Genomic DNA, 14,056 nt, shown 5'->3' with positions numbered 1-14,056 from the left:
GTCAGTGACCTCCTCGTGTAATCGGGCGAACCTCGCCGCTGTTCTTGTTTCCGTAGTAAATGCCAAAATCTCCCAGACGGGATTCCTCGGACAATCGTTCCAGCATGGTTCGGGTCGCCGTGTCGGTTACAGTGCCAAAGGATACGACATCCAGCGGTACGAAATTACCTTTCTTCGGCTCACCATCTGCGGCCTGACACAGAAACGCGATGTGTTGACGCTTTTTCTCTGCATCCTCGTAAACCGAATAAACAAAGCCAGGCTCTGCGGTCAGCCCGGTGGCCTCAATCAATTGTTCCAATGCCGCTGAAACACCTTCTGACCCAACCACTGCCTCGGGCGGTGCAAGCGCGCCGTCACCAGCATCGATCAACAGAACCTCACCTGCGCGTTCGATCAAGGCTGAGACGATCAGGCCGGTGTCCTGCATCAAGGCACCAGCAGCTGTTGATGGTGTTACATAGGCCCCCCTGACATATCCGAGACCGGGTGCCGGAGTATTGTCGAAGGCTTTGACCTCGCCGATCAGGATCACATGATCCCCCGCTTCGACGGTTTTGTGCATAGCGCAGTCAAACCAGGCCGACGACCCATCGATCAACGGCGATCCCGCAGGTCCACGCCGCCACTCGACGCTGGCAAACCGGTCTTCGACGGGCCGGGCAAAGGTATTGGATACCTCGATCTGTGTCTCTGACAGGATATTGACGGCAAACCCGTCGGCGGCAATCAATGCGTCATAGTTCTTTGAACTGTTGGCGAGACATACCAGCACAAGCGGCGGGTCTAGTGAGACGGATGTGAACGAGTTCGCAGTAAACCCGATCGGGTTACCTTGGGTATCATGCGACGTAACCACGGTGACGCCCGTCATGTACGCTCCAAATGCATTTCGCAGCGTGCGGGGATCGATCGAGGTCATTGCGCAATCCTTTCTTCGGCGGGCTGGCCGAGCCATTCAACCAGATGCGCTGTTACTTCATCGGGTGCTGTCAAGTTCACCATATGTCGGTGGCCTTGGATCACAACTGCCCGACCGTTTTGAACTGCTGCGGCCATAGCTCGTGACATAGCCGGGGTTGAGTTCGAGTCTCCGTCGCCGGTGAGCGCCAGAAACGGGCATGAAATCCGATTCATCTTGCTGGCGTAGGTGGCATCGCCCCGCGCAAAAGCGGAATAGGCGATGGCGTAGCCTCGTTGATCCACAGACCCAAGCCACGACGCCACCTGCGCACGGGCAGCCAGATCACCCGGACTGTCACCAAACCAGCGCGACAACGGCGTTTCCAGATCAACTCGACCCGCGCTGATTTCTGCGGCCCGTTGGATGACTGCGGCGCGGGCTGAGGCATCGCGACAGAAGACGCCGTTCAGCATAGCAACACGGCTAGTGATATCGGGATACTCTGCCGCAAAGCCGGCGGCAATCAGTGCCCCCATTGAATGACCGATGATTGCGACCGGAGCCAGATTCAATGCGTCGACAACATCATGTATCCAGCCGACAAAATCCGGCAATTGGCTTCCAGATAGCAGACGGTCACTGCCTCCATGCCCCGGCAGATCAACCGCAATTACACGGCAATGCTGGCTCAGCGTGTCAAACTGAGGGCCCCAGGCCGCAGATTGCATGCCTACGCCATGGATCATAAAGACCGGTTGCCCTTCGCCCGCCTCTCTGAACGCGACTGATCGGCCCGAGTTAGACAGCTGCAGGGTTGTCAACGTCATGACCAAGTTCCTCGATGTCCCGATAGCGATCCCCGATCCGGTGGTGCGGCCGCCCTCCAATCGATGCACCCAGTGCAATCAGAATCTCATCTGCGGCAGGTGCATCTGCGACCGAAGTCTGGATCGTAAGGTAGTGAGAGCGACGACCCCCATCATGTTTGTCCATCAAGGGGATCAGCAGCGGCGCATTGGCAGGGCCGCGCGTATTGCAGAAGGAAAGGTAGGATTTCGCGCCGACTGCTTTGCGATAATGATTGCCAAAATGCAGCGTGTGGATCAGGGCCGACGCATGCTCGACCTCTCCGTTCAAGCCCACAATCGCGGATTTTCCATAGGCTTCGACGCGGTCGCCGCCACCTGAAGCATCCAAAATCATTTTGGTCAGCAACTCCCCCAATCCGGGGGCGCAATCGCGGATCGCGGGGCCAAGATCTTCGACAAAACCCTGACCAGCCCAAGGGTTCCGAATGACAGCTATTGCGGCAATTAGCTTCAGCGGAGTGTCCGCCAACTTACCACCCTCGATCAGAGTGTCTTCGACATGCAGAAGCGTTTTTCGAATTTCGGCGGACATGGTGATTCCTTTGGCAAGCCTTTGGTCGAGAATATGGTATACCATAATACGATATGTCAATCATACTTGTTCCGGATCCGTACCACAGATATGAAAGCGTCGATGATGAACACCGACTCCACCCTACAAAAGATCGAAAAAGCACCGCAAACCTTGCGGGATATCGTGCAAGCGCGCCTGCGCGAAGCGATCATCGCCGGGCATTTTGCCCCCGGTGAGCGGCTTGTTGAACGCCCGCTTTGCGATCAGCTTGGTGTCAGCCGCACCGTCATCCGCGAGACGATCCGGTTTCTGGAAGCCGAAGGTTTGGTTGAGATTATCCCCAACCGCGGGCCAATCGTCTCGACCCTCAGCTGGGACCAAGCGCGGCAAATCTATGACATCCGCTTACAGCTAGAAGGCTCAGCCGCCGCCGCCTGTGCACAAGCGCATGAGACAGGTTTCGCAAACGATCTGGGCAAGGCATTGAAAGCAGTGGGCGCGGCGCAGAATGACACCGAATGGTCAAATCTGCTACAGGCCACAACTCGCTTCTATGAAATGATTTTTTTACAGGCTGGGCACAGCATCGCCTGGGATGTCGTGCAACGTCTGAACGGCCGGATCAGCCGCCTGCGGGCCTTGACCCTCGCAGCGCGGAATCGAGAGCGTTCTGGGATGAGCCACATGACTGCCATCCATGATGCCATCCTCAGTGGTGATCCTGCCAAAGCCCGAAAAGCAGTCGAAAGCCATATCGCGGATGCTGCACAGACCGCGCGCGGCTTTTTGGAAAGCTCTGAAACCTGAGTGCTCGGCAATTGAGCCAGAATTCCAAGATTCTGATATCAAAGCTCTCATTATCTGCGTAGATTTGCCGGGAATGCCCTGATCTCACGAAAGCACCGGAATGCCGCGTCAGTCTACTCCGAAAGACCTCAGCCTCAAATGGCTGGAACTGTTTCAGATATGCGCGCAAAAGGGCTCGCTACAGGCGGCCTCAAAGGAAACAGGGCTGACGATAAGCACCGTTTCCCATCACCTGCGCAATCTCGAAGACCATCTGGGCGTTGAGCTGTTCAACCACACCCGTAGACCCATGGTTCTGACCCCAAAGGGCCGGGTCTTCCTGCGCAATATCGACGATGCGCTGCACCTGATCCGAAAGGCCAAGGCCGAAGCGTCTGCAGGAAGCATCACCGAGGCCAGCTATCTGCGTTTCGGCACGATCGAAGACTTCGACAGCGACATCATTCCAGAGCTGGCGGTCTATCTTTACGCGAATATGCCCGCCTGTGATTTCATGTACCACACGGATTCCAGCCACGCGATTATCGACATGCTGCGCGACAGGCAGTTGGATCTGGGGATTTCCACTACTCCTAGCGAACGAATGCGCGATCTGCAGGATCGCCCCCTTCTGCGCGATCCATTTGTGATCGTTTTGCCTGCGGTGAATGACAAGTCTTTGCAAGACATTGTTGAGGGTAGAACCAAATTGCCGTTTCTACGATATTCCAGCAATCTGATCATCGCGCGCCAGATCGAGTCCCAATTACGCCGGATGGGGATTTCGTCCTCTCACAGGTTTGAATGCAGCAACAATCAGACGCTGATGTCGATGGTGTCCTCCGGTGCGGGTTGGACCATCACGACGCCGCTGCTGTATTCTCGGGCAAAGCGGTTCCAATCAAAGCTGTGCATGCACCCATTTCCGGGCAAGAGCTTTGCACGCACACTGGCGCTGGTCGCGACGCCGGATTGTTCAAGATCAGTGATTGAGCTTGTGGATGCCAAAACCCGATCATTGATCAATGACCGCATCATTTCCCCACTGCGCGATGATATCCCGTGGCTGACGGATAGTTTCAAACTTATCGAATAGCACTGGATCAGCTTTCAAAGAATGTTGAAGCGATCTCGGATTTGCCGATCCTGTTCGTCTGACAGGTATCTTGGCGTATGGGTCTGCAAAATTTCTTGAGCCCGATGTCGCGCGCGGCTCCAGGCATCTTGCGCTCCGTTTTCTGCCCAAGTCCGGGGCTCATCCCTGTCTGCGAGTGAGGGATAAAAGTAATCCCGTTCCATGGCCGCAAAAGTATGCTGACCACCCAGAAAATGGCCCTCGCCCAGAACTGCTTCGCAGATTGCGTCAAAGCCCAGATTCTCGTGTGTCACCTCTATCCCCCTCAAAGCGCGGTAGGTGTACGAGTGCATCTCATCATCCAACACGAACGCCTCAAAACTTGCACCCAGCAACGAGGCCGTCATGCCTGAGCTTTCATAGATCAGATTACCACCTGCCAGCGCCGCCGCCATTGAGGTCAGTCCCTTTTCCATCCCGTATTGAGCATCGATCGCCTTGGCATCAGACATCGAACAGGCCACGCCTGAAGGCAGCCCAAGCCAATTTGATAATTGTGCTGATGCTGCATTCAGGACAGCCGTCTCTCCGCTGCCACCTGAGAACGCGCCGGTCCGAAGGTCAATCACCAGTGGCCAATTCGAAAAGACCATAGGAAACCCGGGCTGGATCGCGTGGACCATTACCAGACTCGCAAGGGTTTCTGCCAATGACTGCGCCAGAAAACCAGCCAAGGTCGCCGGTGCAGTCGCGCCGGCCTGAGCAGCGGTGATGCAAGAAATCGGAATATTGTGTTCGATGCAGGCGTAGACCACATCCACCGCGTCTTCACCGTAGCGCATCGGCGAGATCACCGGGCTTATATGTGCTTTCATGAACGGGCGTTTTGCGAATTCACCGGGTCCCCCGGCTGCGATATCCAATATCTCAACAATTGGCGCAACGTGCTGCGCCAATGTAAAAGACGTCGCGGTGGGCTTGGAGGTATTCTTCAACAGCGCATAGACGGTGTTCACATCCAGATCGAAGGTTTCCTCCAGATCGGTTGCAACGCAACAGCGGGTGAACCAGCTGACATTTGGCAAGACATCCTGAAGACGCGTGAAATCATGCAAGTCCTGCAAGGTCGAAGGCCGATAGTGACCACTGCGCAGATCAAGCGTCTGAACCGCCGCCCCTCCGGTTCCGAAATAGACGCGATTACCGCCAACTTCGATGGATCGGGCTGGATCACGCCCGTGCAGAACGAAGGTCTTGGCGGCCTGATCAATCGCCTGTTCCACAAGTTGAGGCGAAAAAAGTATCCTCCCCTCCCCGCTATCTTGCGCCCCAACCGCCAACAAATCAGAACGCAAGCGATCCGGCACCTCGCCGATCCCCAGCTTCTCAAGAAGATCCAGAGCCGTGTTGTAAATCCGCTCAAGCTCAAACCCAGTCAAGGGTTTGTAAGCGCCTCCCGGTTGACCTGGCGGACAGGGGTCGAGCGCAGGCTTTTCAGCCCGCTGTGCGATACGTCCTTTTCGACCGGACCTTTTCGCCTGCTGCGCAGCCATTTGTGATCCTCCAACCGCATCAGGTTGATCAATTCAACTAAACGCCCAGGGCCAATTTCAACCGCATTCGAATTACTACGAGTTAATGAGCTTTTATTTTCGATTTTTTACGTAACAATATCCAACCGCTTGTGAACCAACTGACAGAACAGGCTAATCCCCAAAAGACTACCTACCGGAGGGTCCTTGATGAAATCGCGCACTAAAGTGGTCGTTATTGGCGGCGGTATCGCCGGCTGCTCGACTCTGTATCACTTGACCCGTGAAGGTTGGACCGATGTGGTGCTGGTCGAGCGCGATGAGTTGACCAGCGGCACAACTTGGCATTCGGCCGCGCAAGTGACCAATTTTGGCATGAACCAGACCATGGTTGGTCTGAAGACCCACTCGATCAACCTGTATAAGGAACTGGCCGAGGATCCGGACTATCCTATCAACTACCACCACGGTGACGGCGGCATCCGGCTTGCAAATACGCCTGAGCAGATGCAGGGGTACCACCATTTTGCGTCTATGGCGCGCGGAATGGATGTGCATTTCGAGGTCATAGATGCAGAGGAATGCGCCCGCCGGCACCCGTTGATTTCCACCGACAACCTTTTAGGAGGGCTATGGGATCCGCTAGATGGCGACATCGATCCGGCTCAACTGTGCCAAGCTCTGGCACGCCGTGCGCGCAAGGCCGGGGCCGAGGTATATCGCAATACTCCGGTCACAGGACTGACACAGCACAAGGACGATACCTGGACGGTTCACACGGAACACGGCAATATTGACTGCGATATCGTAGTTAACGCTTGTGGTTATCGGGTCAACGAAGTGGGCGCTATGATGGGCGTGCACCACCCTGTCGCTTCGATGGAGCATCAGTATTTTCTGACAGAAGAAATCGCATCAATCCGCGACGCAGGCCATCGGATGCCTCTGCTGCGCTGTCCGATCAGCGACTATTATTGTCGGCAGGAGAAGAACGGCTTGCTGGTCGGCTTCTACGAGCAGGATTGCAAAACCTGGGGCATGGACGGGATCGATCCGAATTTTGTGAACGCGCTGTGCCCTGACGATCTGGACCGCGTGACGGATGTGCTGGAAGGTGCCTTCGCACGCATGCCTGCACTGATGGATGTCGGCATTCATACAGTGGTGAATGGTCCGATCACCTACACAATTGACGGCGCACCTTTGGTCGGGCCAATCCCCGGAAAGCGCAATGCTTTCTGCATCATCGGTCTGCGCGCGGGTTTGGGCGAAGGGGGTGGCCATGGCTGGCTGCTGGCCCAACAGATCGTTCATGGCGAAGCCTGCTATGACACCTGGTGCCTTGATCCGCGTCGGTTTACCGGCCACACAAATGTGGAGCTGACCGCGCTGAAAGCCATCGAAGATTACCAGAATGAATTCCGCTTTCATTTCCCGCATGAACACCGGCCTGCCGGTCGCCCCGCCAAAACCACACCGCTGACCCCGATCCTCGCAGCAGAAGGGGCTGAATTTACAGTGGTCAACGGTTGGGAGCGGGTCGACTACATCAAGCCTGCACCAGATTTTCACCCAACGCTGAGTTTCAGTTTTGATGAGACCTTTGACGTCGTGGCAGCGGAAATCAGAAACCTTCAAGAAAATGTCGGACTGGCCGAAGTTAACGGCTTCAACCGGCTGGAAATCACCGGAACCGATCGGCATCGGTTTCTGGATCGGATGATGTGCGGCGCGGTGACAAAACGCGACGGGCGGGTCGGCCTTGGTTATCTGCTGAACCACCACGGGATGGTCAAAGCCGAGGCCACCATCGCCAACCTTCCCGCGAGTGATCGCGGCCCGGCACGGGTCTGGTACGGGTCCGCCGCCGCCAGCGAATACCATGATATGGACTGGCTAAAGGCGCATCTGCATGATGGCGAAGATGTGCAAATCCGCTCACTCACCAATGATCAGACAATATTAGTGCTGGCCGGACCCAAATCGCGCGACGTGCTGTCCGCTTGTGCTCGAGGAGACTGGTCGCGAGAAGCTTTTCCCTGGCTGTCAGTTCGCGAGTGCTTTGTCGGGTTCGCGCCAGCAACTGTATTGAATATCAGCTTCTCAGGGGAACTGGCCTACGAGATACATGTCCCGAACGCCTCACTATACGCGGCCTATCTGGCGCTCAGAAAAGCTGGCGAGACACATGACTTGAAATTATTTGGTGCTCGCGCCGTCGAGTCCATGCGGATGGAGAAAGGGTTCTTGCACTGGAAAGCCGATCTGCTCACAGAGTTCGACCCGTTTGAGACCGGTTTGGATCGGTTCGTGAAACTGACCAAAGGCGATTTCATTGGCCGAAACGCGTTGCAGAGACGCCTTGAGAACGGGCCTCAAAAGAAACTGGTAAGCCTGAAAATCGATACAATCAAAGCACCTGCCTATGGTGGAGCCTCTCTGATGTTGGACGACATGGTTGTTGGTACGATCACGTCAGGTGACTGGGGCCACAGAACAGGGCTAAACCTTGCTTACGGCTTTGTGAATCCGGAATTTTCCGAACCCGGCAGCCGAATGCAACTTGACCTGTGCGGAGAAATGATCGCTGCCGAGGTGATTGCGCCGTCCCCGTATGACCCGGACCTCTCACGCGTGCGAGGCTAATCCCAAAGTTACTCCCCGTTTCGATAGGCTGTTGGTGTCTGCCCGAATTGCATCCGGAACGCCCGCGTCATTGCGCTTGGGTTCTCATACCCGCAGCGGCTGGCGATCTCGGCCACGGACTGCTGGGTCTCGACCGCAAGTTTACGCGCCAAATTCAGACGCAGGCGACGATAGAGCGCCTGCGGTGTTACACCCAGCTCGGACAAAACCCGGGTCTCAATCTTCTTTTGAGAGCACCCGAGCTGACGAGCGATATCCTTTATCATTACTGGCGCATCCAACGTGCCCTGCATGACGCCCAGCACCCGATTCACCAGCCTGTCTTCGGATTTCATCTGTGGTGAAGCAGCACTTGGTTCACCACGGTTCATCAGAAGATGCGCCACCTCCATCGACAACAGCGGCCCGTGATCCGCGAGAATCAGCGCAGTCGCCAGATCATAAGCAGCCATCGCGCCTGAACAGGTGATCCGGTCCCGGTCGATCACAAAACGTTCCTGCACGACCTCGACATCGGTAAAAGTTTCTTCGAACCGGGAAAGTTCATCCCAGTGAATGGTCGCGCGATGCCCTTCCAACAGTCCCGCACGCGCGAGCAACCAACTCCCTGTGTCCAGACCAGCCAGTTTGCGATGACGGGTTGCGGCCCTGCGCAAAGCGCGATGAGTATCGGGAACCGAGTGTTCCAGATACCCATAAGACGGCATGACAACCAAAGCATCACCCGCCTCAATGCCCATCGCTCCATGCGGCGCGACCTGCAACCCGCTGGAGCTTTGAACTGGCGCACCATGGGGTGAATAAAACTGCCAGGCATAGAGATCCTGCCCCGCCAAAGTGTTCGCCGCGCGCAATGGCTCAACCATGTTGGCGAGGCAAAGGTTCGAGAACCCGTCGAACAGCAAAAAGTTATAGATCTGGGTCAAATTTTTCTAACTCGGCATGATATCGTACGATTACTGCATGTCATCGTGTCAGGCAATTACGTTTCATTGCCAATCAGACATCAGGGGAACGCGTCATGCAATTTGGCTTAACCGAAGAACAGGAAATGATCGTCTCAACAGTGCGGAGCTTTGTTGAGAACGAGATTTACCCCCACGAAGCTGAGGTCGAACGCACCGGACAGGTGCCGCAAGAGCTGGGCGACGAAATCAAGCGGAAATGCATTGAACTGGGATTTTATGCCTGTAACTTCCCCGAAGAAGTTGGTGGCGCGGGTCTCTCGCATCTTGATTTCACTCTTGTCGAACGCGAGCTCGGCCGAGGTTCGATGGCATTGACCCACTTCTTCGGTCGCCCGCAGAATATCCTGATGGCCTGCAACGCCGACCAGCGTGAACGCTATTTGTTGCCTGCCGTGCGTGGCGAAAAGATGGATGCTCTAGCTATGACCGAACCTGACGCGGGGTCAGATGTTCGGGGCATGAAATGTCAGGCCATTCGCGATGGCGGTGACTGGGTCGTCAACGGTTCGAAACACTTCATCTCGGGCGCGGAGCACGCGGATTTCTTCATCGTGTTCATCGCAACAGGTGTGGATGAAACTCCGAAAGGCCCCAAAAAACGGATCACTACCTTCCTCGTAGATCGTGGTACGCCGGGTTTTGAAGTGCGCGAGGGGTACAACTCAGTCAGCCACAAAGGCTACAAGAACTATATCCTGTATTTTGACAATTGCCGTTTGCCCGACGCACAGGTTTTGGGCGAGGTCGATGGCGGTTTCGCCGTGATGAACGAGTGGCTCTATGCAACGCGCCTGACGGTTGCTGCTTTTTCGGTCGGGCGCGCGCGGCGCTGTTTTGATTATGCGCTGAACTACGCGGCTGAACGCAAGCAATTCGGCCAGCCGATCGGTAAGTTTCAGGGTGTCGGCTTTCAGATCGCCGACATGATCACCGAGATCGACGCTGCTGACTGGCTGACGCTCGCGGCCGCATGGCGACTGGATCAGGACTTGCCCTCAAATCGCGAGATTGCCTCGGCCAAGCTTTATGCTTCGGAAATGCTGGCAAAGGTCACGGATACGACGCTGCAAATCTATGGTGGCATGGGTCTGATGGACGACTTCCCGATCGAACGGTTCTGGCGGGATGCGCGCGTAGAACGTATCTGGGATGGTACGAGTGAAATCCAGCGGCATATCATCAGTCGTGATCTGCTGCGGCCTCTGGGTGCCTGAGGCCCGAATGAGCAAGGATATCTCCCGTCTTCTACGCCCGGAATCCATCGCGGTGATCGGCGGCGGCGCGTGGTGCAAGCAGGTTATCCTGCAATCGGAACGCATGGACTACGCAGGGAAAATCTGGCCTGTCTATCCCAAGGCGGATGAAATTGCCGGGCACAAGGCCTACGCACGGATTGAAGACCTGCCATCGTCCCCGGACGCGGCCTTTGTTGGCATCAACCGTCACGCCACCGTTGAGGCCGTTCAGGTTCTGTCAGACATGGGCAGCGGCGGCGCAGTTTGCTTTGCCTCTGGCTTCTCGGAAGCTGCAGCCGAGGATCAGGCAGGAGGAGATTTGCAATCAGAGTTGATCAATGCAGCAGGCAGCATGCCCATTCTTGGGCCAAACTGCTATGGCTTTATCAATGCGCTTGATGGTGCGCTATTGTGGCCCGATCAGCATGGAGCCGCTCGGGTAGATCGAGGCGTTGCCATTCTGACCCAGAGCTCCAACATCTCGATCAACCTGACTATGCAGAAACGAGCCCTGCCGATTGCCTATATGGTGACTTGCGGGAACATGGCGCAGACCAGCCAGGCTGAGATTGCCATGTCGCTGATCGATGATCCACGGGTCACTGCCGTCGGTTTACATATCGAGGGCTTCAAGGATATCCGCGAATGGGAGGCCCTTGCTGCCAAGGCACATCGGAAAGGCGTGCCTCTGATCGCACTTAAGGTGGGTGCATCCGAACAGGCGCAGGCAGCAACAGTTTCTCATACCGCCTCACTGGCTGGGAGCGATACGGGTGCGCAGGCTTTGCTAAACCGGCTGGGCATCCCGCGCCTGTCCTCGCTGCCCGAGTTTCTGGAATCCTTGAAACTGTTACATTGCTATGGGCCTTTGCCGGGGGGCAACATTGCGTCGATCAGCTGCTCGGGCGGCGAGGCCAGCCTGATCGCAGATATGGCGATCGGCACTGGCCTCAGATTTCCAGAACTGTCCAGAGACAAGCAAACCCGATTGCGCGATGCGCTTGGTCCGATGGTCGCACTAAGCAATCCACTCGATTACCACACCTATATCTGGCGCGATGAAGAGGCGATGGCGAACGCCTGGGCGGGAATGACTGGCGACGACATAGATCTGACATTCACGATCGTTGATTACCCGACCACCGATCCCACAGATTGGGCCGCTGCCACGCGTACAGCACAAAAAGTGCGGGCAGATACGGGTGCGCGTTTTGCCGTGGTTTCTACCCTGCCCGAATTGCTACCTGAGGATGTAGCACAAACCCTAATGGAGGCCGGTGTGGTACCCTTCATGGGTCTCCGCGAAGCCCTTTCTGCCACGCGCGCGGCGGGTCAGGTCGCCGCACCTGCAAGCGTGCTAGTCTGCTTGCCGGGTACGTCTGATGTCACGCATACGCTGTTCGAAGCCGAGGCCAAGCAAGCTCTGGCTGCCCATGGTTTGCGCATCCCTCGGAACAGGTCCGTTCGTGGCGCAAAGGAAGCCCTCAGCGCGGCGCAAGAAATGGAAGCGCCATTTGCTGTCAAAGGCGTCGGCCTTGCCCACAAGTCCGAACATTCCGCTGTACGATTGAGGGTTCAGGCTGCCGATGTGACAGGTGTGGCAGCGGATATTGGAACTGATGAGATTCTGATCGAAGAGATGATCACGGGTGCGGTGGCTGAAATCCTCGTCGGTGTGGTGCGGGACCCTGCCCATGGCTTTGTGCTGACAATAGGGGCCGGTGGTGTCTTGACCGAAATACTGCGCGATACCACCTCTCTTCTGGTCCCGGCAACATCCGACAGTATTCGCGCTGCTCTCGGCGAACTAAAGATCGCGTCATTGCTGGCAGGCTATCGCGGCCAACCAGCGGCTGATATGGATGAAATCGTTGCCGCCATTCAGGCCGTTCAAGACTATGTAATGCAAAATGCCGAAACGCTCGGCGAGGTCGAAATCAACCCGCTTCTCTGCACGCCCACCCGGGCGGTGGCGGTGGATGCGCTTATCAGAAAGGCCTGAGAAATGGACCCGATCAAGACCCGCCGTGACGGCGCAATTCTCGAAGTGACGCTGGATCGGCCAAAAGCCAATGCGATCGATCTAGCTACCAGCCGCATCATGGGGCAGGTATTTGCCGAGTTTCGCGATGATCCCGAACTGCGCGTCGCGATCTTGACCGGAGCAGGTGACAAATTCTTTTGCCCTGGCTGGGACCTGAAGGCAGCCGCCGAAGGCGATGCCGTAGATGGAGATTATGGTGTCGGTGGCTTTGGCGGTTTGCAGGAGTTACGCGATCTGAACAAACCGGTCATCGCGGCCATCAATGGTATTGCCTGTGGTGGCGGGCTCGAGCTTGCGATTTCAGCCGATATGATCCTGGCCGCTGAACACGCAACTTTTGCCCTGCCTGAGATTCGATCCGGAACCGTTGCAGATGCGGCGAGCGTCAAGCTACCCAAACGCATTCCCTACCACATCGCGATGGAGCTATTGCTGACTGGACGCTGGTTCGATGCCGAAGAAGGTCAGCGTTGGGGCTTGGTCAATGAAGTCCTGCCTGCCGATCAACTGATGGATCGTGCCTGGGAATTGGCGCGTCTGCTCGCCTCGGGTCCTCCGCTGGTTTATGCTGCGATCAAAGAGGTCGTGCGCGAAGCTGAAGACAGCAAATTTCAGGACGCCATGAACCGCATCACCAAGCGCCAGCTGCGCACCGTCGATATCCTCTATTCCAGCGAGGATCAGCTTGAAGGCGCAAAAGCCTTCGCTGAAAAGCGTGATCCGGTCTGGAAAGGAAAATAAGTTCAAAACACCGCTGCCTTCATCGCATTGGCGCAGTTTTGCTCCAATCGCTCAGCTAAGCTTGTTTTTTGTCAGAACACACTTTTACTATCCTGCAATTCAGGCCACAGCTACTTTAACTGGAAGAAGGAATGTCAAAGCGGCCCGATGCAGGACAAGAAAACAGAACCAGAACTTGAGATCGGGCGAACCCTGCAGCGTTTGCGACAGGAACGTCAGCTCACGGTGACCGAACTCGCCGCGCAGTCAAAGGTTTCCGCGCCGATGATCAGCCGGATCGAAAATGGTCATGTGTCGCCGTCCCTTGGTACCTTACACGCGTTGGCAGATGCACTATCTGTCTCTCTGATGGCGATGTTCAGCCATACCGACACGACCTCGGATGTGCATCACGTTCAGGCGGGAACCGGGTTGCGGTCGCGGCGTATCACACCAGACCATGCCCATGACTATCTACTGCTCGGCAAACACAGCGGGCCTAGCGGGTCATTCCAATCCGCACGCATCCGCATCTCAAAACAAGACCAACGCAAGTTGCCTAACTATCAGCACGAAGGCTACGTCTTCATCTACATGATTGAAGGCAGCGCCATCTATGGCTGTGGGACCGAAGAGTTCCAGATGTCAGAAGGTGACACGCTCAGCTTCGACGCCAAGCTCCCACATGGGGTACGGGTCATCCTGTCAGACGAAATTGAATTCGTGACCGTGTCGACGCGACCGCATTGATCTTTGCAGATGC

12 protein-coding genes are annotated in these 14,056 nt (G+C 56.1%); 7 read left to right on the top strand and 5 right to left on the bottom strand.

Annotation, left to right across the window (positions count from 1 at the left end; genetic code table 11):
- Position 1: 1 nt before the first annotated feature.
- Genes ACR0DK_RS07245 through ACR0DK_RS07235 form a run of 3 tightly spaced genes read right to left on the bottom strand, consistent with a single transcriptional unit; the run spans position 2 to position 2,305 of the window.
- On the bottom strand, positions 2 to 922 hold the full coding sequence (locus tag ACR0DK_RS07245; RefSeq protein WP_480735428.1) for a flavin reductase: 921 nt from the start codon (positions 920 to 922) through the stop codon (positions 2 to 4).
- Positions 919 to 1,731: an alpha/beta fold hydrolase gene (locus ACR0DK_RS07240; RefSeq protein WP_480735427.1), complete on the bottom strand. Its 813-nt coding sequence runs from the start codon at positions 1,729 to 1,731 to the stop codon at positions 919 to 921. Before ACR0DK_RS07240 ends, ACR0DK_RS07245 begins: the two co-directional genes overlap by 4 nt.
- Positions 1,703 to 2,305 carry an amino acid synthesis family protein gene (locus ACR0DK_RS07235; RefSeq protein ID WP_223118490.1) on the bottom strand — a complete coding sequence of 201 codons (603 nt, stop codon included), beginning with the start codon at positions 2,303 to 2,305 and terminating at the stop codon, positions 1,703 to 1,705. Before ACR0DK_RS07235 ends, ACR0DK_RS07240 begins: the two co-directional genes overlap by 29 nt.
- A gap of 102 nt (positions 2,306 to 2,407) precedes the next feature.
- Between ACR0DK_RS07235 and ACR0DK_RS07230 the strand changes: the two genes are divergently transcribed.
- Positions 2,408 to 3,094 (top strand): GntR family transcriptional regulator, encoded by a 687-nt coding sequence (locus ACR0DK_RS07230; protein WP_170732757.1) that lies wholly within the window; start codon positions 2,408 to 2,410, stop codon positions 3,092 to 3,094.
- 100 nt (positions 3,095 to 3,194) lie between these two features.
- A complete protein-coding gene (locus ACR0DK_RS07225) occupies positions 3,195 to 4,169 on the top strand; it encodes a LysR family transcriptional regulator (protein ID WP_170732758.1) in 975 nt (324 codons plus the stop codon).
- A 14-nt stretch (positions 4,170 to 4,183) separates the two neighbouring features.
- Here ACR0DK_RS07225 and ACR0DK_RS07220 read toward each other — a convergent pair whose 3' ends face one another.
- Positions 4,184 to 5,701, bottom strand: a complete 1,518-nt coding sequence (locus ACR0DK_RS07220) for a trimethylamine methyltransferase family protein (protein ID WP_223118491.1) — start codon at positions 5,699 to 5,701, stop codon at positions 4,184 to 4,186.
- 189 nt (positions 5,702 to 5,890) lie between these two features.
- Here ACR0DK_RS07220 and ACR0DK_RS07215 point away from each other — a divergent pair, with 189 nt between their 5' ends.
- Positions 5,891 to 8,326 (top strand): GcvT family protein, encoded by a 2,436-nt coding sequence (locus tag ACR0DK_RS07215; protein WP_480735424.1) that lies wholly within the window; start codon positions 5,891 to 5,893, stop codon positions 8,324 to 8,326.
- 8 nt (positions 8,327 to 8,334) lie between these two features.
- Here ACR0DK_RS07215 and ACR0DK_RS07210 read toward each other — a convergent pair whose 3' ends face one another.
- The gene (locus tag ACR0DK_RS07210; RefSeq protein ID WP_223118493.1) at positions 8,335 to 9,252 is read right to left on the bottom strand and encodes a GlxA family transcriptional regulator; all 918 of its coding nucleotides are present in this window, start codon (positions 9,250 to 9,252) and stop codon (positions 8,335 to 8,337) included.
- 95 nt (positions 9,253 to 9,347) lie between these two features.
- On the opposite strand from ACR0DK_RS07210, the gene ACR0DK_RS07205 reads away from it, so the two are divergent.
- The 4 genes from ACR0DK_RS07205 to ACR0DK_RS07190 all read left to right on the top strand — a co-directional run bounded on the left by ACR0DK_RS07205 (position 9,348) and on the right by ACR0DK_RS07190 (position 14,043).
- Positions 9,348 to 10,508: an acyl-CoA dehydrogenase family protein gene (locus tag ACR0DK_RS07205; RefSeq protein WP_223118494.1), complete on the top strand. Its 1,161-nt coding sequence runs from the start codon at positions 9,348 to 9,350 to the stop codon at positions 10,506 to 10,508.
- A gap of 7 nt (positions 10,509 to 10,515) precedes the next feature.
- A complete protein-coding gene (locus ACR0DK_RS07200; RefSeq protein WP_223118495.1) occupies positions 10,516 to 12,531 on the top strand; it encodes an acetate--CoA ligase family protein in 2,016 nt (671 codons plus the stop codon).
- A gap of 3 nt (positions 12,532 to 12,534) precedes the next feature.
- The gene (locus ACR0DK_RS07195) at positions 12,535 to 13,314 is read left to right on the top strand and encodes a carnitinyl-CoA dehydratase (RefSeq protein ID WP_170407705.1); all 780 of its coding nucleotides are present in this window, start codon (positions 12,535 to 12,537) and stop codon (positions 13,312 to 13,314) included.
- Positions 13,315 to 13,461: 147 nt separating this feature from the next.
- Positions 13,462 to 14,043: an XRE family transcriptional regulator gene (locus tag ACR0DK_RS07190; RefSeq protein WP_223118496.1), complete on the top strand. Its 582-nt coding sequence runs from the start codon at positions 13,462 to 13,464 to the stop codon at positions 14,041 to 14,043.
- The last annotated feature ends 13 nt before the right edge of the window (positions 14,044 to 14,056 follow it).

The organism is Ruegeria sp. CE6 (genome assembly GCF_056537485.1).
This window is presented reverse-complemented; position numbering and strand designations above follow the sequence as displayed.